This window comes from Pseudooceanicola sp. NS-SX9 (assembly GCF_057380705.1).
Genome location: NZ_JBXXRN010000005.1, coordinates 134201 through 154955 on the forward strand (window position 1 = coordinate 134201; position 20755 = coordinate 154955).

General features: G+C 67.8%; 14 protein-coding genes and 2 pseudogenes. 8 read left to right on the forward strand and 8 right to left on the reverse strand.

The window, feature by feature from the left end:
• Positions 1-156 precede the first annotated feature (156 nt).
• Positions 157-1008: an HpcH/HpaI aldolase family protein gene (locus AC2ITM_RS21650; RefSeq protein WP_486470279.1), complete on the reverse strand. Its 852-nt coding sequence runs from the start codon at positions 1006-1008 to the stop codon at positions 157-159.
• Between the two features lie 25 nt (positions 1009-1033).
• Positions 1034-2017, reverse strand: a complete 984-nt coding sequence (locus AC2ITM_RS21655; protein ID WP_486470280.1) for an ABC transporter substrate-binding protein — start codon at positions 2015-2017, stop codon at positions 1034-1036.
• Between the two features lie 270 nt (positions 2018-2287).
• On the opposite strand from AC2ITM_RS21655, the gene AC2ITM_RS21660 reads away from it, so the two are divergent.
• The 3 genes from AC2ITM_RS21660 (at position 2288) to AC2ITM_RS21670 (ending at position 6380) form a co-directional block, all read left to right on the forward strand.
• Positions 2288-3601 carry an MFS transporter gene (locus AC2ITM_RS21660; protein WP_486470281.1) on the forward strand — a complete coding sequence of 438 codons (1314 nt, stop codon included), beginning with the start codon at positions 2288-2290 and terminating at the stop codon, positions 3599-3601.
• A gap of 61 nt (positions 3602-3662) precedes the next feature.
• Positions 3663-4688 carry an amidohydrolase family protein gene (locus tag AC2ITM_RS21665; protein WP_486470282.1) on the forward strand — a complete coding sequence of 342 codons (1026 nt, stop codon included), beginning with the start codon at positions 3663-3665 and terminating at the stop codon, positions 4686-4688.
• A 12-nt stretch (positions 4689-4700) separates the two neighbouring features.
• Complete coding sequence (locus AC2ITM_RS21670) at positions 4701-6380, forward strand: thiamine pyrophosphate-dependent enzyme (protein WP_486470283.1); 1680 nt, start codon at positions 4701-4703, stop codon at positions 6378-6380.
• A 167-nt stretch (positions 6381-6547) separates the two neighbouring features.
• Here AC2ITM_RS21670 and AC2ITM_RS21675 read toward each other — a convergent pair whose 3' ends face one another.
• Entirely contained in the window at positions 6548-7456 is a 909-nt protein-coding gene (locus AC2ITM_RS21675) for a substrate-binding domain-containing protein (RefSeq protein ID WP_486470284.1), read from the reverse strand.
• A 790-nt stretch (positions 7457-8246) separates the two neighbouring features.
• Between AC2ITM_RS21675 and AC2ITM_RS21680 the strand changes: the two genes are divergently transcribed.
• Complete coding sequence (locus AC2ITM_RS21680; RefSeq protein WP_486470285.1) at positions 8247-10289, forward strand: tripartite tricarboxylate transporter permease; 2043 nt, start codon at positions 8247-8249, stop codon at positions 10287-10289.
• An 869-nt stretch (positions 10290-11158) separates the two neighbouring features.
• Here AC2ITM_RS21680 and AC2ITM_RS21685 read toward each other — a convergent pair.
• The 3 genes and pseudogenes from AC2ITM_RS21685 to AC2ITM_RS21695 all read right to left on the reverse strand — a co-directional run.
• Positions 11159-12457, reverse strand: coding sequence for a DUF3500 domain-containing protein (locus tag AC2ITM_RS21685; RefSeq protein ID WP_486470286.1), 1299 nt, complete (start codon positions 12455-12457; stop codon positions 11159-11161).
• Between the two features lie 87 nt (positions 12458-12544).
• Positions 12545-13603 (reverse strand): Bug family tripartite tricarboxylate transporter substrate binding protein, encoded by a 1059-nt coding sequence (locus AC2ITM_RS21690; protein ID WP_486470287.1) that lies wholly within the window; start codon positions 13601-13603, stop codon positions 12545-12547.
• An 864-nt stretch (positions 13604-14467) separates the two neighbouring features.
• Positions 14468-14742 (reverse strand): annotated as a pseudogene (locus AC2ITM_RS21695) (IS5/IS1182 family transposase); the annotation flags it as partial.
• 729 nt (positions 14743-15471) lie between these two features.
• On the opposite strand from AC2ITM_RS21695, the pseudogene AC2ITM_RS21700 reads away from it, so the two are divergent.
• Positions 15472-16141: pseudogene (locus AC2ITM_RS21700) on the forward strand (transposase); the annotation flags it as partial.
• Between the two features lie 126 nt (positions 16142-16267).
• On the opposite strand, the gene AC2ITM_RS21705 reads toward AC2ITM_RS21700, so the two are convergent.
• Positions 16268-17194, reverse strand: coding sequence for a LysR family transcriptional regulator (locus AC2ITM_RS21705; RefSeq protein ID WP_486470288.1), 927 nt, complete (start codon positions 17192-17194; stop codon positions 16268-16270).
• A 93-nt stretch (positions 17195-17287) separates the two neighbouring features.
• Between AC2ITM_RS21705 and AC2ITM_RS21710 the strand changes: the two genes are divergently transcribed.
• Positions 17288-17905 carry a LysE family transporter gene (locus tag AC2ITM_RS21710; protein ID WP_486470289.1) on the forward strand — a complete coding sequence of 206 codons (618 nt, stop codon included), beginning with the start codon at positions 17288-17290 and terminating at the stop codon, positions 17903-17905.
• Positions 17906-18044: 139 nt separating this feature from the next.
• Here AC2ITM_RS21710 and AC2ITM_RS21715 read toward each other — a convergent pair whose 3' ends face one another.
• Positions 18045-18323 (reverse strand): SH3 domain-containing protein, encoded by a 279-nt coding sequence (locus tag AC2ITM_RS21715; RefSeq protein WP_486470290.1) that lies wholly within the window; start codon positions 18321-18323, stop codon positions 18045-18047.
• A gap of 319 nt (positions 18324-18642) precedes the next feature.
• On the opposite strand from AC2ITM_RS21715, the gene AC2ITM_RS21720 reads away from it, so the two are divergent.
• Together AC2ITM_RS21720 and AC2ITM_RS21725 are read left to right on the forward strand one after the other, a co-directional pair.
• Entirely contained in the window at positions 18643-19620 is a 978-nt protein-coding gene (locus AC2ITM_RS21720; protein ID WP_486470291.1) for a sugar phosphate isomerase/epimerase family protein, read from the forward strand.
• A gap of 41 nt (positions 19621-19661) precedes the next feature.
• On the forward strand, positions 19662-20714 hold the full coding sequence (locus AC2ITM_RS21725; protein WP_486470292.1) for a sugar ABC transporter substrate-binding protein: 1053 nt from the start codon (positions 19662-19664) through the stop codon (positions 20712-20714).
• Positions 20715-20755 lie beyond the last annotated feature (41 nt).

Consider the following 20755-nt stretch of genomic DNA (forward strand, 5'->3'; position numbering starts at 1 on the left):
CGCGGCCACGGGCCCAGACGACATGACCGGCCGCCCGTTGGCCATGGGCCAGGCCCGCCCTCCTCTTTAGACCATACGGCATCGTATACCCGTCATGCCTTGCCCGTCAGGCCTTGCCCGTCGGCAGGTGCTGACGCCCTGCCGACGGGCGCCGGATCAAAGCGCGGCTTGAGCGGCCTCCAGCGCGTCGAAGCGGCGGGTCGGGGTGGTGAAGAGGATGCTGTAGCCCTCGGCCAGGACCGCCGCCGCGTTCTCGGCGGTGACATGAGGATGCGCCACGGGGATGCCCGCCGCCTGCGCCGTCGTCAGGATCCGGCGCTTGGCGGCCTCGACCTCGGGGTTGTTGTAGGCGCGGGGAAACCCCATCTGCTGGCTCAGGTCGCCTTCGCCGATCATGATCGCGCCGACGCCTGGCACGGCCAGGATCTCGGGCAGGGCCTCGATCGCCTCCAGGCTCTCGATCATCAAAACCACCAGGATCTCGCCCTGCGGATCCAGCGGCCAGACATCGGCGCGGGCATAGTATTCCGGTACCGTCAGCCCCCAGTAGCGCGCCGCCGTCGCCGGGCCGTCGCCGCGTTCGCCCTTGGGGTCAAAGCGTGGCGCCCCGTCGGGGCGGGCATAGCGGCAGGCGGCGACCGCGTTGCGGGCCTGCTCGGCGGTCTTCACATGCGGCCAGACGATGCCGTAGACGCCCGCATCCAGCGCCTGCTTGGCCATCCACTGGTTCATCTCGGCGCCATTGGCGGGAATGCGCACGAAGGGCGTCACCGGCGGCGCCAGGGTGCCCGCCTCGATCATCCGCCGGCGGTTGTGCATGTAATGCAGCGCATCGCGCAGCTGGGCGCCGTCCCAGGGCGAATGCTCCATCTCGAAGAGCACCCCTGTCAGCTGCGAGGCGCCAAAAACCACGGCCTCTTCGCGTTCGGCGCGGGCAAAGGCCATGAAGGCGGGACGGCCCTGTTCCAGCGCGGCGATGATGCCGTTCAGTCTTGCGATCTTGTCCATCTCTGTCTCCTTGGGATCGGGGCCGTCACAGCGGCAGGAACATCTCTTCGGCGGCGACCTCGTGCGGGATCAGCCGCTGCTGGGCGGCGTAGCGGATCAGCGCCTCGATGCTTTTGCGATTGGCCTCAAGACCATAGGGCAGCGGGTCGTCGCCGACGATCTGCATCAGCTTGCGGTCGGTCTCGGCCTCCTTGCCGGTGGCCCGGCCGTCCTTCAGCGCCTCCAGATAGGGCTGCTTGGCGGCGGTGAAGGCCTCGAACAGCTCCTGCGCCAGGGCGGGGGTGCGCTCCAGCACGTCCTCGCGCACGGCAAGGGTGCCGTGGATCGGGTAGATGCCGTCACGGGCATAGACCGCACGGTCGCGGGCGGCATGGTCGGGGAACAGCTCCTGCAGGTCGTCGGGCAGGGCGGGGGCGGCGGCATTCCAGTCGCCGGTGGGCGCACCGACCCGCCCGATGCCCGCATTGCCCGCGCAGCCCGCCTGGATCTCGCCCCGGGCGATCATCTGCACCAGAGAGCTGCCGGGCGCGACATGTTCGACATTGGGCGGCAGCTGCAGCGCCTGGACGTGTTCCTCGTCATCGACGACCCAGGTCACCTTGTCGATGTCGAGGCCGTATTCGTTCTGGTAGAGGCCGCGCTTCCAGACGCCGGTGGTCACCGAATAGGCGCGCACGCCGACCTTCTTGCCCTCAAGGTCGCGGGGGCCGTGGATACCGGCATCGGGGCGCACCTTCATCCCCTGGTGGTGGAAGCGGCGCACGAAGAACAGCGGCAGCGCGATGATCGGCACGCCATGGGCGCGGGCGATCACGTAGGTGGTGGGGGCCAGTTCGCAGACATCATAGGCCAGATCGCGGACCATGTGGCGGAAGGCGCCGATATGGGGCTTGACGTCGGTAAAGGTCAGGTCGGCCGAGGGCAGGGTGATCTGCCCCGACTTGACGGCCTGCGTGAACGGATAGCTGCGCAGGCAGCAGTTGAGGGTCGGTCGGCGCTCAGCCGTCATGGGATGTTCCTTTCGGATCCGGGACAGGGGCGATCCGGGCGGGCCCGGGTCATTGCGCCATGAAAGCCCCGGACGGCGGGATTTTTCGAATAGGTTCTGGGGGTTTCGCCATAGGATTCTGGCGCGCCCCGCGGGACTGCGCCCGGGTTTCCTATGGCGCGGGGCAAGATCGGATTGGTGCCCGGCCGCATCGAACCGCGACAAGAGGGGATCCGGGCCGAAGGCCCCCCGGGCGCCATCAAGGGGCCCGGCCCGCCACAGGAGGCACAGATGAGCGATCCGCAACAGGCACCCGAGCGTCAGGGGCTGCGCGCCATCGTCCGCCGCAACCCGGGCTATGCCAACTTCTTCGGGGCGCAGTTCTTCAACGGCTTCGCCATGCAGATCCAGGTGGTGTCGCTGGGCTGGCAGGTCTACGACATGACGCGCGACCCGTTCGACCTGGGGCTGGTGGGGCTGTCGCAATTCGCCCCGGGGCTGCTTCTGGTGCTGGTGACGGGCCATGTGGCCGACCATTTCCCCCGCCGCGTCGTCATGAGCATCTGCCTGACCATCATGGGGCTGGTGTCGGGCGGGCTGTGCGTGCTCAGCCTGCTGGGCAATACCGATGTGCGCCCGGTCTTCGCGCTGATCGCGGTCTACGGCACGGCACGCGCCTTCTACAACCCGACACGGCAATCGCTGGCCACCAATGTCGTGCGGCGGCAGGACCTGCCGCAGGCGCTGGCGATGAATTCCTCGATCGTCAAGATCGCGACGATCTGCGGGCCGGTGGCGGGTGGGCTGCTGTATGGCCTCGGCCCCGAGACCGCCTTTCTGGTGGCGCTGGCCTTCGCGATCTGTGCGGGTGCGCTGATCGCGCTGATGCCCCGTCCGCCGCAGGCGCGGATCCCGCGCCGCGCCGGCTGGCCCGAAATCACCGCAGGCTTCCGCTTTATCCGTTCGCGGCCGATCCTGCTGGGGGCGATCTCGCTCGATCTGTTCGTGGGGTTGCTGGGCGGGGCCTTCGCGCTGCTGCCGGTCTATGCGCGCGACATCCTGGATGTGGGCACGCTGGGGCTGGGGATGCTGCGCGGCGCACCGGCCATCGGCGGCATCCTGGTGGGCCTGGTGCTGTTCCATGTCCCGATCCGCCGCCATGCCGGGATCAAGATGTTCGGCACTGTCGCGCTTTTTGCACTGGCGACCCTGGTCTTCGGGCTGTCGCGCAATGTGGTGGTTTCGGTGCTGGCGCTGGTCGTGGTGGGGGCCACCGACATGATCAGCGTGGTGATCCGCTCGACCCTGGTGCAGCTGCATACGCCAGATGACCTGCGCGGCCGGGTCAGCGCGGTGAACGTCCTGTCGATCGGGGCCTCGAACGAACTGGGAGAGTTCCGCGCGGGTTCGATGGCGGCGCTGGTGGGGCCGGTGGGGGCGGTGGCGGGCGGCGCGGTGGCAGCCCTGCTGATCTGCGCCGCCTGGAGCCGCCTGTTCCCCGAGCTGCGCAAGGCCTCCTCGCTGACGGGGCCGGATGCCGCGCCGCGCGGATCCTATGGCACCCCGCAGAGAACCGATTGGCCCGCCGCGGGGGGGCGCCGCTAGGCTTGGGGCAGGCGGGGCGCCATCCGGGCCCCTTGCACGCAACGATAGAGGTTCAGCCCCGATGATCATTGACTGCCATGGACATTTCACCACCGTCCCCGGGTATTTCCGCGATTACCGCAATGCCCAGATCGAGGATTTCAAGGCCGGCAGGACCAGCGGTTTCACCCCCGCCCCGGTGATCCCCGATGACGAACTGCGCGCCGGGCTGGAACAGAACCAGATCCGCCTGCAGCGCGAACGCGGCATCGACATGACGCTGTTTTCCCCCATCGCGGGCCTGATGGGCCACCATCACGGCAACGAGGCCCTGTCGCAGCACTGGACGCGCACCTGCAACGACCTGATCGACCGGGTCTGCCGCCTTTACCCGGACAATTTCGTGCCCGTCGCGCAGCTGCCGCAAAGCCCCGGTGCCGCGCCCGCCGGCTGCATCGCCGAACTGGAGCGTGTCGCAGACATGGGCTTTGTCGCCTGCAACCTGAACCCCGATCCCTCGGGCGGACACTGGAGCGACCCGCCGATGACCGACCGGCAGTGGTATCCGCTCTACGAAAAGCTGGTCGAGCTGGACATGCCGGCGATGATCCACGTGTCGGGCTCGTGCAATCCGAACTTCCACGGCACCGGCGCGCATTACCTGAACGGCGACACCTCGGTCTTCATGCAGCTGCTGCTGTCGGACCTGTTCCGCGATTTCCCCGGCCTGCGGATGATCATCCCCCATGGCGGCGGCGCGGTGCCCTATCACTGGGGCCGCTACCGGGGCCTGGCGCAGGATCTGGGCCGGCCGCCGCTGGCCGAGGCGCTGCTCGACAACGTGTTCTTCGACACCTGCGTCTATCACCAGCCCGGCGTCGACCTGATGGCCGAGGTCGTGCCCGTGCGCAACATCCTCTTCGGCTCCGAGATGGTGGGCGCGGTGCGCTCGATCGACCCGGAAACCGGCCATCCCTTCGATGACACCAAGCGCTATGTCGATGCCCTGCCGCTGAGCGCGGCAGACAAGCACCTGATCTTCGAGGGCAATGCCCGGCGTGTCTATCCGCGGCTGGATCTGCGGCTGAAGGCCCGGGCGGCGGCCTGAGCGGGGAAGACCATGACCTTCAGCCCCAAAGGGGCGGCCCGCAGCGCCGCCCGCATCCTTGTCGACCAGCTGGTGATCCAGGGTGTCGATACCGTCTTCTGCGTGCCCGGCGAAAGCTTCCTCGCGGTGCTGGACGCGCTTTACGACACGCCGCAGATCCGCCTTGTCACCTGCCGCCACGAGGGCGCCGCCGCCATGGCGGCCGAGGCCCATGCCAAGCTGACCGGGCGCCCCGGCATCGTCTTCGTGTCGCGCGCGCCGGGGGCCACCAACGGGTCCGCCGGGCTGCATGTGGCCAGTCAGGATTCGACGCCCCTGGTGATGTTCATCGGTCAGAACCCCCGCGGCTTTGCCGAACGCGAAGGCTTTCAGGAAGTCGACTACCGCCGCATGTTCGGCCAGATGGCCAAGGCGGTCTGGCAGATCGACGATGCCGCGCGGACCAGCGAATTCCTGACCCGCGCCTTCCAGCTGGCGTTGTCGGGGCGGCCCGGCCCGGTGGTCATCGCCCTGCCCGAGGACATGCTGCACGACATGGCCCTGGTGCCCGACGGCCGGCCGGTGCAGCCTGCCGATCCCGGCATCGACCCGGCCAGCCTGTCGCGCCTGCGCACCCTGCTGGCAGCCGCCAAGGCGCCGGTGGTGATGCTGGGCGGCGGTGGCTGGACGGGGCCCGAGGTGCAGGCCTTCGAGGCCTTCTCGCGCGCCTCGGACCTGCCGGTCTGTGCCAGCTTCCGGCGTCAGGACCTGTGCGACAACAACGCCCCCAACTATATCGGAGAGGTGGGGCTGGGCGCCAACCCGGCGCTGGTGGCGCGCCTGCGCGCGGCCGATCTGCTGGTGGTCCTTGGCGCCCGTCTGGGCGAGATCGGAACCATGGGCTACAGCCTGATGGACATTCCCTGTCCGGCCCAGACCTTCGTGCATGTCCATCCCGGCGCCGACGAGATCGGCCATGTCTACCAGCCCGACCTGGCGGTGGTGGCCCGCCCCGGCGCCTTTGCCGCGGCGCTGGCGGCGGGAGGTCCGCTGACGGGCGGCAGCCGCGCCGCTGCCTGCCAGCAGGCCCGCGCCGAATTCGAGGCCTGGACCGCCCCGCGCACCAGCCCCGGCGCCATCCAGATGTGCGAGATCATGGCCTGGCTCGACCGGACCCTGCCCGAGGACACGATCTATACCAACGGGGCGGGCAATTTCTCGGTCTGGCTGCACCGGTTCCACCGCTACCGGCAGCGCGGCACGCAGCTGGCGCCGGTGTCAGGCTCGATGGGATACGGGATGCCCGCGGCGCTGGCGGCGGCGATCGCGCGGCCCGCGGCCAAGGTCGTGTGCATCGCCGGAGACGGTGATTTCCAGATGACGGGCACCGAACTGGCCACTGCCGTCGAACTGGGGGCGAAGATCCGCATCCTGGTCCTCAACAACGGAATGCTGGGCACGATCCGGATGCACCAGGAACGCAGCTATCCGGCGCGCGTCAGCGGCACCGACATCGGCGGCCCCGATTTCGCCGCCTTCGCCCGTGCCTATGGGGCCCATGGCGAAAAGGTCGCGCAGACCGGGGATTTCGCCGCCGCCTGGGCCCGGGCCGATGCCTTCGACGGGCCGGCCCTGCTGGAGGTGATGATCGACCGCGAGGCGCTGACCCCCAACATGTCGCTGAGCGATCTTCGCGCGCAGTCGGGGGGCTGAAGCCTCCGCCCCCCCCCCCCCGGGGCCGCCGGAACCGCCATGGGCAAGACAAGGCGCCGCAGGATCCTGCGGCGCCTGACGTCCGTTTGCCGGACCTGCGGTCTGCCATCGCTTCCGCTTTGGCGACGATGCCGGATGCCGCCCCCCGAAAAGGGGGCGGCGGGGCCTCAGCCCGCGATCTCGCGCACGAGGGGGTGGAACAGGTCTTCAAGCCCGATGTCGCGGGTCAGCATGTGCTGCTGGCGGCAATACAGCATCGCGGCCTCCAGCGCCTTGCGGTTGGCCTCGATGCCCAGCGGCCAGGGATCGGGGCCGGGATCGCGGGGCGCGGCGCCCGCGCTTTCGACCAGCATCCGCCAGACCTCGCGCACCACGTCGGGGCGTTCGTCGCACAGGGCGTCGGGCACGATGATGTAGTGGTTCGGCGGCACGAAGCGCTCGGTCTCGTACCAGCTCAGCGCGGCGGCGTGGGGGTCGGGGATCAGCGGCCGGATCCGGGGATCCTTGGGCATGTTCATCCCCAGCATGGCGGCGTCGACCTCTGCGTTCAGCAGCATCTCGACCGGGTCGCGGGCGGGATCGCCGCGGGTGACGCTGGGCGGATCGGTGTATTCGGCAAGGTGCGGATCGTCGAAGCACAGCCATTTCACCTGGTCGGGATCGACCCCGTAGGCATTCTGCAGAATGCCGCGCACCCACATGCCGGTGGTCTGGGTATAGGCGCGCACCGCCACCGTCTTGCCGGGCAGATCGGCGGGCGCCAGCGTGGCGTGGCGGTCGGTATTGTAGCCGATGCAGTGATGCTGGAAGCGCCCCAGCACCACCATCGGCAGCAGCGAGACCGGCTTGCCGTATTCCATCGCCTGCAGGAAGGTCGCGATCGCCATCTCGCTGATGTCGTAGCGGTCGCGGCGCAGCATGTCCTTGAAACCGGCATGGGCATTCTTCAGCCCGGCAAAGCGGAAGTCAGCCAGATCCGAGTGGGCCAGGCCGTCAAGCAGGGCTGCGGTGGTGGGAAATCGGGTGATGTTGGCCTCCAGCGTCAAGGGGCCGGTGGCGGGATAGCGGGCGCTCATGCGCAGTCCTCCTGCTGATGGGCACTTGCGACAAGTGCCGTGGATAGGGATGGGGATCCCGGACCGGGGCCGGTCCGGGGCAATCTTGCGGGCACAGCGCTGGCCGCGTTCCGCCTTTGCAAGCGGGGCAGGGTGGCCGCGCCTGAAAGCCGGTGGAACAGACCGCCGCCTGATCGGTTCGCAACCGGCACATCCGGCGTTCTTATGGCTGCAACGGGGCCCCGTGCCGGTCCCGCGCCGACAAAGGTCTTGCGCGGGCGGCGGGACAGGCGCGTGATGGACGCCGCAGGCGGCGGGTGTCCGTCGATGATCCGATACGGCATGCGAGGCTGCTCCTGGCTGAGGCTGGCCCCTGCCCGGGGACGGGCAGGCGATCCGCTGCGGGCCGGACAATGGACCGGAGTGTGGGGGACCGGAGTGCAGTGGACCGGAGTGCGGGGGCCGGCAGGCCGCGCACCCCCTGCGCCAGGATAGGCAGGCAGCCCGGCGCGGGAAAAGAGCAGCGGTCGGAAATCCGATGCCGCGGGCAGCAGATTGGATGCGCCCCCGCCCATGTCCCGGCCACCCATGGCAAGCCGCTGTTTGCAAAGTCGATTTCCTATGGGCCCACGGGCATATTCGATTTGCGGCAAAGACCTCCAGGCGAAAGGCTTCGGGGGAACGCGGTGCCGCCCGATCCGGACGGCCAGCCGCATCCGAAAAGGGGGAGGCGACGTGAAAATGCCATTTGAAACGGTGGGGCCGACAGACCGGCACGACCGGCCATCCACACCCGCAGGAGGGCCGGCCGATGCATGCTGACATGCTCTATATGGTGCATTCGGCGGGCGATGCGCTGATGACGGTGCTGGCACCCGAACGCATCATGTTCCTGTGGATCGGGGTGCTGGTCGGGCTGGCGATTGGCCTGCTGCCGGGGATCGGCGGGATGACGGGCTTTGCCCTGCTGGTGCCCTTTACCTATTCGATGGATGCCTACGCGGCCTTCGCGATGCTGCTGGGGATGCATTCGGTCACCTCGACCTCGGACACGATCCCGGCGGTGCTGTTCGGGGTGCCGGGCACGGCCTCGTCCCAGGCGACGGTGCTGGACGGTTTCGCCATGACCCGCAAGGGCCAGGCCGGCCGCGCGCTGAGCGCAGGCTACGTCGCCTCGCTGTTCGGGGGCATCTTCGGCGCGGTGCTGCTGGCGTTCTCGATCCCGGTCATCCGGCCCTTCGTGCTGGCCATCGGCACGCCCGAGCTGCTGGCGATGACGGTCTTCGGCATCGCGATGGTGTCATCGCTGTCGGGCAGCGCCCCCCTGCGCGGCGTCGTGGTGGCCTGTGCGGGGATCCTGATCGGAATGATCGGCACCGACAGCGCGACCGGGACGGTGCGATGGGCGGGCAATGTGCTGTACCTGTGGGAGGGCATCCCGATGCTGCCGGTGCTGCTGGGCATCTTCGCCCTGCCAGAGCTGTGCGACATCGCCATCAAGCGCAGCGCGGTGGCCGACAGCCTGAGCCTGGGCTATTCGCAGGGCATGATGCGGGGTCTGCGCGACGTGGTGCGCAACTGGTTCCTGGTGCTGCGCTGTTCCTCGATCGGGGCGCTGCTGGGGATCGTGCCGGGGATCACCGGTTCGGTCACCGACTGGATCGCCTACGGCCATGCGCTGCGCACCGAAAAGGGCGCGACCGAAAGCTTTACCAAGGGCGACGTGCGCGGCGTGATCGCGCCGGAATCAGCCAACAACGCCAAGGAGGGCGGCAGCCTGGTGCCGACGCTGGCCTTCGGCGTGCCGGGATCGGCCGCGCAGGCGATCCTGCTGGGGGCGCTGATGGTGCATGGCTTCGTGCCCGGGCCCTCGATGCTGACCACGCATCTGGATCTGACCTATTCGATGGTCTGGTCCATCGCGCTGGCCAACATCTTTGGCGCGGGGCTGTGCTTTGCGCTGTCGGGGCAGTTCGCCAAGATCTCGATGCTGCGCTACACGCTGATCCTGCCGGCGATCATGGCGGTGGTCTATGTCGGGGCCTACCAGGGCAGCCACAGCTGGGGAGACCTGTGGGTGCTGCTGATCTTCGGCGTGCTGGGCTGGGTGATGAAGCGCCTGAAATGGCCGCGCCCGCCGCTGATCCTGGGGCTGGTGCTGGGCACGCTGATCGAACGCTACATGGCGATTTCGATCCAGCGGTTCGGCGCCGACTGGCTGACGCGGCCTCTTGTGATCCTGCTGCTGGTACTGGCCTTCGCGGTGCTGATGCGGCCGCTGTGGTCGGCGCTGCGCCGTGACGGGGCGCGGGCGCTGCTGCCGCGGGGACGTTTCTCGGCCCGGCCGGGGGACCTTTTGTACCTGGCGTTCCTGGGCATGGCGGGCTGGATGCTGGTCAAGGCGCTGCCCTGGACCTTCGGCGCCCGCGTCGGGCCGGTCGCGGTGGCGACGGTGCTGCTGATCGCCGGCGGGCTGAGCCTGCTCTACCAGCTGTTCTCGGGGCGGCAGCAAAAGACGCCCGGGCCAGCCGAAGGCGTGCACATGGACGTGGGCAGCGACGACGGCCACCTGGGCACCGGTACCATCGCGTTGCGCGCGGCCTGCTTCTTTGGCTGGTTCCTGGTGTTTCTGTTCCTGATGTGGACGATCGGGCTGATCCTGACCGTGCCGCTGGTGACGGTGGCCTACATGCGGCTGGAGGGCCGCGAATCCTGGCGCATGACGCTGATCTACGCGCTGGTGCTGACCCTCGGCATCTACCTGGTCTTCGACCGGGTGATCCACGTGCCCTGGCCGTCGACCGTGCTGGGGCACTACGTCCCGGGCCTCGCGGCAGCGATCCCGTCGCTTTGAAGTCGGGTCCGGCAGGCAGCAGGGGGCATCGGCAGATGCCCCCTTTTGCATGGGCGGTTCATGGGATGGGAGGCCTTGGCCCGTGCGACCCTTGACATGACCTGGCCCGGGGATATGCGGTGCCTCTCTGCCTCTCTGCCTCTCTGCCTCTCTGCCTCTCTGCCTCTCTGCCTCTCTGCCTCTCTGCCTCTCTGCCTCTCTGCCTCTCTGCCTCTCTGCCTCTCTGCCTCTCTGCCTCTCTGCCTCTCTGCCTCTCTGCCTCTCTGCCTCTCTGCCTCTCTGCCTCTCTGCCTCTCTGCCTCTCTGCCTCTCTGGCCCTGCGCGAGGCCCTGGGCGTCACAAGACACATCGCGACCCGAGGCGCCGGAGCGGCCGCGCGGCGTACCCTTCGCAAGAACGCCCGGGGCAGGACCGTCCCGGGCCATCCGTCGCATCGGCCGCCCGGGACCATCCGGCCCGGCCAAGTGAAACGGCGCCGGTCCGGTTCCTGCCCCGGATCAAGCTTAGGCGCGGGGTCCTGACAAGGGCCGGTCTGGGTGCGTCGGGGGCAGATGGCAGCTACGGCCCGCATCCCCGGCGCGGGGCTGCCTGCAGCGAGCCCACCGGAGGTGCCGTTCAGGCGCCCTCCGGCCGAGCGCTGCATGAGCGGTCGGCCCGGGGCGCGATCCACGGGCATGTCCCCGGGCCCGTCCCGGGGCGTTGGCCCCGGGATCCGGGCAGCCCTTTGCGCGGCGCGCGGGGCGCCCGCAGGGCGGGCAGCTTCGGGCCCATGGGGTACTGGCGGGCTGCAACCCTGGGCAGGCGGGAAGGCCACGCAAAACCCCCCGCGCCGGAGACGCGAGGGGGGGTGTCAGGGACCGGGGCGGCGTTCAGTGGCTGTGCGGCAGGCCGAAACGATGTGCCAGATCATGCGCGCTTTCGGTCTCGGGACCCGAGGGCGGGTGGTGGTGGTCGGCCTGCTGGTAATGCATCCTCAGCAGGTCCATGCCGTAATCATTGCCGTTGGGCGTGCGGATGATCGAATGGATGTGGAACCGCTCGGGGCGGCGGTTTTCCAGCACGACGCCGTGGTGGTGGTCGAATTCGATCAGCACAACCGGGCTCTGGATGCGGTAATAGAAGACCGAGTCCTCCTCCAGCCCGCCGGCCCAGCTGAAATGGGTGCGCGCCATGTGGCGTTCGATGTCCTCGATCCGGGCCTGCATCGGGCCTTCGGGCAGCATCCGCAGGTAACTTCGCGTCAGATCCAGCAGGTCGCGCTGCTGGCGGGCGGTCATCTCGGCGCCGGTCAGCCCTTCGTAGGGGACGATCTGGTTGTCACGGTAGGCGCCGGTCAGGTTCATGCCGTCAAGATGGTGGTGGCGGCCGGGCGGCAGGCCTTCGGCCAGGATCGTGTCGTAGATGACCGCCCGCGCGCGCTGCTGCGGGCTGAGGCCCCGGGCCAGCTGCAGGCCGGCGTGTTCCTCGTCGACAAAGACGTGGATGTCGCCGAAGGGGGCCTCGTGGCATTCGTTCGGCTCGACCCCCATGAAGACCGGGGTGGCGACCATCTGGCCGCCGCGGAAAAATGCCGTCTGGCACAGGTGATGGCCCGCCAGCTGCCAGCCCCAGGGCGCCTCGGCCGAGGGGGTGCCGTAGATGTGCAGCCGGTAGCACCATTCCCCCAGCAGCTTGGGCGCCCCCACCAGCTGGCCCAGATAGCCGTTCAGCTGCATCACGTTGCGCAGCCGGGCATAGCCTTCGGGCGCGAGGCTGGCGCGGATCACCTGCATCGCCGCATCGCGGATTTCGGGCGCCAGCTGATCGAGGCGCAGGCCTTCGGTCTCGTAATCGGGGATGCCGTTCTGCCAGCGGTTGCGCTGCTGCGATCCGATGGGCTGCAGCAGCAGGGCCCGCTGATCCGCATCCAGCCGCTGCACCAGCGCCCCGAGCGCCGCCAGCACCGCCGGGGTCGGGGCGCCCTCGTCGCGCAGGGTGAACAGATCAGGTTCCGGCGTGCCATCGGCGGTGATGCCCAGATAGCCCTCGCGGCGGATCTTTTCGTCCTCGGCCGTGCGGCGGGTCCAGCGGCGTTCGGGCATGGTGTCCAGGAAGGATTGCGGCGTCAGGCCGAACAGCCGGTGGGTGCCGTAGTCGCACAGGAAATCCTTGAAAGTCTTGGGTGCCATCTTGGGCCTCTCGTCAATGGTGCGCAGCCCGTGGCCACGCGGGCAGGACCCGGACGCCGAAGCGCCCGGACCCGCGAAGGGGTGCGCCTACTGGACCATGAAGCCGTGGACCTCTTTCAGCACCGCCGGTTCGGTGCCGTAGAAATCCGCGACCATCGCATCGATCTTGTCGCCGCTGACGGGGCGGACGATCTCGGTGTTCATGCGCTGCTTCATCTGGGCGACGAAATCGGCATCCGCCATCGTGTCGTCAAAGGCCTTGCGCAGGGCATCGACACGGTCCTGCGGCACGCCCTTGGGCACCGCCAGCGGCCGCCCCGTGGCCGAGGCCGCGAACAGGAAATGTGCCACGGCCCTTTCCTGCTTGCCCTCGATGTAGTCCCCGGCGACGGGAATGCCGGGGAAGGTGTCGTCGGGCGTGTCGGTGAACAGCAGCACCGGCTTCATCTCGCCCTCGGCGATCATCGTTCCCAGCTTGTTGGTGGGGCCCAGGATGGCGTGGGACCCTTCGGTCCAGCCCTCGACCTCGCCGCGCTCCAGCGCCAGATAGACCTCGCCCGAGCCCTTGTAGCCCGACACCACGTCAAGGTTGGTGCCGGCGTATTTGTCCAGCATGGCCGGGAAGATGCGGTTGTAGTTCGTATAGCTGGTCGAGCCGACGATCATCTTCTTCCGGTCCTTGAACAGCGCATCGACCGACTGCACGGGCGTGCCCTTGTAGGCATAAAGCGCATAGGGGAAATCCCCCGACCGGATCGAGCCGATCCAGTCGACCTGACGCGGATCGAACTGGTTCGAGCCCATGATCAGCGGTGTCGTCAGGTCATTGCCCAGCAGGAAGCCGATGGTCGAGCCATCCCTGGCCGAGGCGTTCTGGATCACCGAGGCGCCGACCAGCCCGCCGGCGCCGGGCTTGTTTTCCACCACGATCTGGGGATGGCCGGGCAGGTGCTGGGTCAGGCCCGGGGCGAAGGCGCGCGCAACGGAATCGGCAAAGCCTCCGGCGGCGGCGGCGACGATCATCGTCACGGTCCTGCCCTTGTAGAAGTCTTCCGGTGTCTGGGCCTGCGCCGCGCCACCGAGGCCCAGCAGGGCAATCAGCGCGCCAAGGGTCAGGCCGCGGGTGCGGCGGTATGTGCTCGTCATTGGTGTGAACCTCCCTTTCACAGTCCTTCTGCCTCTGGGATCGGAACCCGCCCTCCGGCCGGGCCATGCTGTGCGGCCGGTGCTGGTGCAACGGCCCTGCCGCAGTCCGCCTTGCCTTCGGCCAGACGGGATGTCCCTGTCGATCCTCAGAAGAGTGCCAGTCACGCGCCGCCATCGCCGCCCGCGATAGGCCAAGACTAAGGGCAGGCCGGGCTTTTGCGCCCATAGGAAACGCCCGATCTGCTATCGGATCGTGTTCGCCTAAGGCCGATCCGGCCGCACAGCCACGCCAGCCAGGGTCCCGGGAGGCAATCCGGCCGCAATCCGCCACTTGAGCGGCGCACGACGCCGCAGGAAGGCCCCGACACCGCAAACCCGCGTGGCGGCACAGCGGTCCTGAGGCCGCGCAGCGCCAGGACCACCGGCCTGCCAGGCGCCACCCTGCAACATTTCGGCGGGGGCCCCCGGGCAGTATCCCGGGCATGGAGCGGCCCCCCGATGCCGATCCGGGACCAGGCGCACCGGTTGGGCCCCACCCGGCTGACGGCGTCAAAATCCGATAATCGGCGTTATGTATTCATTTCAGATCCACGGGTGCTGTGGCCGGGACATTCCCCGCGACAGGCCCGGGGCCATTGGCATCCGGCCCGGCGACAGATCCGCCTGGCGCAGGCCGGACGCCGCGGCAAAGCTCGCCCGGGTCGGGTACGGCCCGGCGCGCGCAACAGGCCGCGTCCGCGTGACGGATCGGGCTCTGTCGTCTGCCGCAGCCACGGGACCGCGCGCCCGGGAACGGATCGGGGCCCGCCGGTGTCCCGGCGGGCCCATTCCGGCCTGACGGAACCCGCCCAGGCTCAGGACCGATAACCACAACAGCACAGTAGCGGCGAGAGCGACGGCTGAGAGAAGGACCTTCGGGCCTCTGTCGTAACGGGTCGCCAGTCCTTGAGCCTGCCGAGCATGATCTTGATCCGGTTGCGTCGTTTGTAGCGGCGCCTGTCGTATTTGATCGGGGCCCTGCGCGCCTTGCGGCCTGGAACAAAGGTCCTGATCGCCTTGTCCTGCAAGGCTTCGCAGAACCAATCGGCATCATGGCCTCGCTCAGCAAGTCGCCACTGCGCCGCCGGCAGATCACCCATGGTCGAGACGATCGTGTCGATGGGCATGCCCACCGCCAGACCCTCCGCCAGCGCGGTGATCATCAGTGCCAGAAGCGGATGCAGCCGGACCCGGGACACGATCAGCGCGACAAGGAACAGGACAGCGGGCAGGGCGACGGCCAACAGTTGGATGTCAGAAATACTCAAGATTTCCCCGTTGCTGAGCGGCTGGGAGCGGGGCCGCCACCCGCCCCTCCTTTCAGATGTCCCCCGGAACAGACCGGGGCTTGGCCGTCACAGCCGACGGTTCAATCCCACACCCAGGCACAACCTTGGGACATGACAGAATATATCAGGAGGCATACCGTCGATCACGCGGGGGCATTGTCAACGTGCGACCGGTCACGGTTTCCGACCGGGGGGCCGCGGCGCGGAAAAGGGCCGGACCTTCGGCTGCCCCGGCCTGGGCCCGGCCCTGCGGACAGCCACGCGCCAATCGCCTCAAGCCACCTTTCTGCCGATCCGCGAGGGCCTTACGGCGCGGGGTACGGCAAGGGCTGCGTCTGATTCCAGAGGCGAGCCAGCCGAAGGCCACCACGAGCGCAGGCGATGGCACAGGCCGCGTGGCGCCGCGGCGCCCGACCGGCCCCGGGCTCAGCCGAGCGAGGTTTCCGGCCCCTTCCGACTGCGCGGCCCGGGTTGCGCACCGGCCCAGACGCGCCGGACAGGACCAGTACCAGACCCACCAGATGGGAAATCGGGGACAGTCTGCGCGAAGCATTACGCCCCTTCTACAGCCACCTTGGTCGCCCCTCGATTGATCCTGAACGGATCATCCGGATGCTGGTGATCGGGTATGTCATGGGGTGAGAGGCGCCCGTGGCCCCAGTGGGGCCGCGTAAGCGCGTCGAACGTTCGGAGCGTCGTCTCTGTGACGAGGTCCATCTGAACTTGGCCTGTCGCTGGTTCTGTCGGTTGGGCCAGGAAGGCAATGTCGCGGATCACGCGACCTTCTCGCGCTATCGCCACGGCAAGTTCAGGGAAAGCAGTCTTCTGCGGCAAGTGAACTGTTGAACGCTGCCTGAAGGAGGACCTTGTCTCTGGCGAAGGCTTCGCAGTCGATGCCAGCCTGATTTCGGCTGATGCCAACAAGGTCCGGTCCATCGCGGCAGAAGACTGGAGCCCCGAGGCCGCGCGGGAAGCTGGCAACAGGGCGGCACGTGAATATCTGGGGACACTGGATGGTGAGCGCAGGAGCGCCACGGGTTCGAGAGACGGCGCGAACGCCTTCGGGGCCGCATCGCCTGTTCAGCCCAAGGTCGGGGCCAGGTCCGATCCGGCAGCGCAATGGACCCGTGCCGAGGAATGCCGCCCCTATTTCGCCTGTGCCAGCAATTACCTGATCGACACCAAAAGCGCGGTGATCATGGACGTTGAAGGTGAAGCGGAACAGGAAACGATCTAGGGGATCGTTTCCCCGCTGAACAGAGCCAGACGAACGCATCAGAAATGCGCGGCGCGGGCCCGGAACGGCCAGGGGATCCTGCGGCACGCGCCCTGACCATCACCGCCCGATGGGCCGGGCGATATCGGGCGAAGGCGCGCTGAGGGCCATCTGGTCGCGCAAAAGGTGTCTTAGCCAATCCGCGAACAGCCCGGCGGCGGCCCCCTCTGTGGCGGGATGTGCCGACAGAAGGACATAGGCGCTGCCATCGGCGCGAAACCCCTGTGGCGCGACCAGGAACCCGTCCTGCAGATCCTTCTGCACCAGATGCCAGGGACCGATGGCGATGCCCAGCCCCGCCACGGCAGCCTGCAGGCTGAAGTAGAAATGTTCGAACGCGCGCCCCGGGTTGGCCAGAGGCGCGACCCCGGAAAGCTCGGCCCAGTCTTTCCAGGCCTCCGGGCGCGTGCGCGTATGCAGCAGGATGGTCCCAGCCGTCACTGCGCCGTCGCAAAAGAAGTCCCCGGCCCGGTCCGGTCGGCAAACCGGCCCGATCCATTCATCAAACAGCGGCTGGACCAGATAGGTCTCTGGCCAGCGGAAATCATTGCGGCGGATGGCCAGATCGATCCCCGCCCCAAGGGTCACCGGCCCGCCTCCGGCCACCAGGCGCACATCGGCGGCGGGATGCGCGGCGTGGAATTGCGGCATCCGCGGGATCAGCCAGCGCATCATCAGCGTCGGCTCGCAGGACACGGTGACGGGTGCATGCAGCTGTTCGTGCCTGATGCGCTGGACCTCTGCCTCGATCTCTCCCAGCCCCCGGGCCACAACCCGTGCCAGCCTGCGCCCGGCATCGGTCAGGAAAACCGCACGATTGCGACGCTCGAACAGGGCAGTGCCCAGATCATCCTCTAACAGGCGGACGGCCCGGCTGACCGCACCATGGGTCAGGTTAAGCCGCTCCGCCGCCTTGCTGAAGCTTTCAACTTCGGCGGCGACCCGGAAACAGGCCAGGGCTGGAAGCGAGGTGATATGCTGTCTCATATGTCAGTTATTCTCACATGGTCTGTCAGAAGTCATCGTTTTTGGCCCCGCCGCCGCCGGGCTAAAGCAGAAGAAAACCGAAAGGACAGATCCATGGCCGAATGGCTTGCCGTCATCACCATCACCCTTTTCGCCGTGATCAGCCCGGGACCGGATTTCGCCATGGTCTCGCGCAATGCGCTGCAGCTTTCGCGACGGGCGGGGCTGCTGACGGCCTGCGGCATCGGCCTTGGGGTGCTGGTCCATGTCGGTTACACGCTGCTGGGCATCGGCCTGCTGATCCGCGAGACGCCGGGGCTGTTCGGCCTTCTGAAACTGGTCGGGGCTGCCTATCTGGCCTGGCTGGGCACAAGGATGCTGACATGCCGCGCGGCCGAGGCCACAGACACATCGCTGCCTGGCGCCCTGTCCGACCTGGGCGCCTTGCGCATCGGCTTTCTGACGAATGCGCTGAACCCGAAGACCACGATCTTTATCCTAAGCCTGTTTCTTCAGGTCGTGCAGGCCGAAACGCCGCTGGCGATGCGTCTGGCCTACGGCCTGTTCATCGCAGCCAGCCATGTGGCCTGGTTCGCCACCGTCAGCCTGTTCCTGGGCGCGCCACGGGTCCAAAGGCGGATCCTGGGGCTGCGTCACTGGATCGACCGGGCCTTCGGCCTCCTGCTGGTGGGGTTCGGGATTGCCCTGGCGGCGGCCAACCTGGCCGGCTGACCACATCGGCACAACCAGCGCCCGTCACAGGCCCCCGTCGCGTCCGGCCCATGGCGCCCGCCTTCGGAAAAAAGGCCGGCGCATCCCTGCCCGGCGTCCCCCCCTGCCGATCCCGGACCGGCAGGGGGGGGCGATGCATTCAGCGCAGCCCCAGATATTCGGCTGAAACGTAGCCCGAAACACTGGGTTTGTCGGTCAGGTAGACCTTGCACCAGACCTTGCCGTTGGTGGTGGTGCAGCTTTGGCGTGTCAGCTGCGTTCCGTCCGGCAGACCCATGATAATCTTGCGGTCCAGGCCCGGCCCCTCGCGCAGCTTCAGCATGTCGTCCGGCCCGGCCCCCTTGACGACGGCACCAGAGCCTACCGCGCATCCGGCAACGATCATGAGGGCGAAGAGAGCAGCAATTTGGGTTCGCATCATCTGTCCTTAATCGGTTTCCCCATCCATACGACACCCGCGCCACGAAGGACAACGGCCAGGATGCAGGGGCTGCTGCCGCCCTGACCATCCTCGCCAGATTTGCCGGACGCCCCCCGAAGGCGGCCCGCTTTGGCGCCCTGCCGGTGTCCTGCGGCCAGGCTGGTCCGCCGCCCATCCACGCCCCCTCCGATCCACCCGGCCGGACCGGGCGCTGCGCGGCATGCGCCAGCTCGGCCTGCTCCATCTTGAAATATTAACTTTACGTTTGACGATAAAGTTGTGAAGAGATAGTCAGGCATCCGAGATGGAGGAACACATGACCAGATTCGCAACGCGCCTGAATTCCTTTGCTGCGCGGGCCGAAAGCGCCTGGCCCGGCCAGTCCGGCAAACCCACGCCCATGCAGATGGCCCGCCGCGCCGCAACGGTTCCGGGGCTGACCCATGTGGACCTGAACTATCCCGATCACCTGTCGGATGCCCCCCGCGCCGTGAAAACCCAGATCGAGGACATGGGCCTGGGTATCAATGGCCTGGCCATGCGCTATTACACCAACCCGGCCTTCAAACTGGGCGCCTTCACCAATCCCGACGCCGCCGTGCGCCGCGAGGCGATCGACCTGACCAAGCGCGGCATCGATGCCGCCATGGAGATGGACGCGCCGCTGATGACGATCTGGCTGGGGCAGGACGGCTTCGACTACAGCTTTCAGGGCGATTACGACCGGATGTGGGCCGACGAGGTCTCGGCGCTGCGCGAGGTGGCGGAACATGCGCCGGACTGCATGATTTCGATCGAATACAAGCCGAATGAGCCGCGGTCCTTTGCGCTGCTGGGCGATGTCGGCACCACGCTGCTGGCCATCGACGAGATCGGCACCGCCAACATGGGTGTCACGCTGGATTTCGCGCATGTGCTTTATGCAGACGAGATGCCGGCCTTTGCCGCCAGCCTGATCAGCCGCCGGTCGCGTCTGCTGGGCGTCCACCTGAATGATGGCTATGCCAAGCGCGACGATGGGCTGATGGTGGCCTCGGTGCATCCGCAAGCGACGCTGGAACTGCTGTGGCAGATCCGGCGCGACGGCTACGACGGGGTGATCTACTTCGACACCTTCCCCGATGCCTCGGGGATCGACCCGGTCGAGGAATGCGCCACCAACATCGGCATCGTCGAACGGCTGATGGAGATCGCCTCGAAGATCGATGGCGACAATGCGCTGACCGCCGCCATTGCCGAACAGGCCTCGCCGCTGTCGCAGCGCGCGGTGCAGAGGCTGCTCTGCGGGGTCTGACTTCACGAAAAAATAGTTATGCGTAAAGGGGAGGAGACCTTATGACGCTTTCTGTACGTGCATTGCTGGCCGCTGGCGCGGCCCTGGTCGTCGCGGGAATGGCACATGCCGCCGATCTCGCGCCGCTCAATTCGGACACCGAACCGGACCGGATCGACTGGAGCCAGCTTGATCAGCGCTTCGGACCGGTGCCGAAACCGGCCGAGGGCACGGCCCTGGGCGGCGTGTCGAAGACGCTGACCAACGAATACTGGCGCACCCTTGGCGAGGGCTACAAGCTTGAGGCCAGGAAATACGGCGTCAGGCTGGCCTACCAGGCCGCCGCCAACGAGGGCGATCAGCTGGGGCAGCTCTCGATTGCCGAGACCATGATCACCCAAGGGTACAAGGGGCTGCTGTTCTCGCCGCAGACCGACAACAACCTGCAGCCGGCGCTGGAAGAGGCGACGCGCAAGGGGGTGACGGTCGTCAACGTCAACGATGCGGTCATCCCGACGGTTGCCCATTACGTCGGCAACGTACAGCGCGACAACGGCGTGCGGGTGGCGCAATGGTTCCTGCAGCATGATCCCCAGGGCGGCAAGGTCGCCGTCATCGAGGGGCAGGCCGGGGTCTTTGCCGCCGGACAGCGTACCGACGGCTTCACCAAGACCATCGAGGCCTCGGGCAAGTTCAAGGTGGTCGCCAGCGTGCCCGCCAACTGGAGCCGCGAACTGGCCTACAACGCCACCGCCACCATCCTGCAGCAGCATCCCGACCTGATCGGGATCTATGCCAACAACGACGGCATGGCCCTGGGCGTGATCGAGGCCGTCAAGGCCGCAGGCCTGAAGGGCAAGGTGGCCGTCTTTGGCACCGACGGGATCTCGGACGCCAAGAAGTCGATCCGCGCGGGGGACCTGACCGGCACCGTCGACAGCTTTCCGCTGCTGACCGGCGAGGTCGCGGTGGATGTCACGCTGCGCCTGATGGCCGGACAGGGCCTGCCCCGGGTGGTCAGCACCCCGCAGGCGCTGATCACCCGCGACAACGTGGAAACCTACTCGGTCAGCGACCCTGACAAGCTGCGCAACATCCTGCTGCAGCAGGAATAAGGCAGCGCGGCCGGTCCGGGGCCGGGCAATGCCCACCGGGC

What these genes read in the sequence shown, in the direction of transcription:
- AC2ITM_RS21650 (WP_486470279.1), bottom strand. Translation starts at nt 1,008, where the DNA reads ATGGACAAGATCGCAAGACTGAACGGCATCATCGCCGCGCTGGAACAG.
- AC2ITM_RS21655 (WP_486470280.1), bottom strand. Translation starts at nt 2,017, where the DNA reads ATGACGGCTGAGCGCCGACCGACCCTCAACTGCTGCCTGCGCAGCTAT.
- AC2ITM_RS21660 (WP_486470281.1), top strand. Translation starts at nt 2,288, where the DNA reads ATGAGCGATCCGCAACAGGCACCCGAGCGTCAGGGGCTGCGCGCCATC.
- AC2ITM_RS21665 (WP_486470282.1), top strand. Translation starts at nt 3,663, where the DNA reads ATGATCATTGACTGCCATGGACATTTCACCACCGTCCCCGGGTATTTC.
- AC2ITM_RS21670 (WP_486470283.1), top strand. Translation starts at nt 4,701, where the DNA reads ATGACCTTCAGCCCCAAAGGGGCGGCCCGCAGCGCCGCCCGCATCCTT.
- AC2ITM_RS21675 (WP_486470284.1), bottom strand. Translation starts at nt 7,456, where the DNA reads ATGAGCGCCCGCTATCCCGCCACCGGCCCCTTGACGCTGGAGGCCAAC.
- AC2ITM_RS21680 (WP_486470285.1), top strand. Translation starts at nt 8,247, where the DNA reads ATGCATGCTGACATGCTCTATATGGTGCATTCGGCGGGCGATGCGCTG.
- AC2ITM_RS21685 (WP_486470286.1), bottom strand. Translation starts at nt 12,457, where the DNA reads ATGGCACCCAAGACTTTCAAGGATTTCCTGTGCGACTACGGCACCCAC.
- AC2ITM_RS21690 (WP_486470287.1), bottom strand. Translation starts at nt 13,603, where the DNA reads ATGACGAGCACATACCGCCGCACCCGCGGCCTGACCCTTGGCGCGCTG.
- AC2ITM_RS21705 (WP_486470288.1), bottom strand. Translation starts at nt 17,194, where the DNA reads ATGAGACAGCATATCACCTCGCTTCCAGCCCTGGCCTGTTTCCGGGTC.
- AC2ITM_RS21710 (WP_486470289.1), top strand. Translation starts at nt 17,288, where the DNA reads ATGGCCGAATGGCTTGCCGTCATCACCATCACCCTTTTCGCCGTGATC.
- AC2ITM_RS21715 (WP_486470290.1), bottom strand. Translation starts at nt 18,323, where the DNA reads ATGCGAACCCAAATTGCTGCTCTCTTCGCCCTCATGATCGTTGCCGGA.
- AC2ITM_RS21720 (WP_486470291.1), top strand. Translation starts at nt 18,643, where the DNA reads ATGACCAGATTCGCAACGCGCCTGAATTCCTTTGCTGCGCGGGCCGAA.
- AC2ITM_RS21725 (WP_486470292.1), top strand. Translation starts at nt 19,662, where the DNA reads ATGACGCTTTCTGTACGTGCATTGCTGGCCGCTGGCGCGGCCCTGGTC.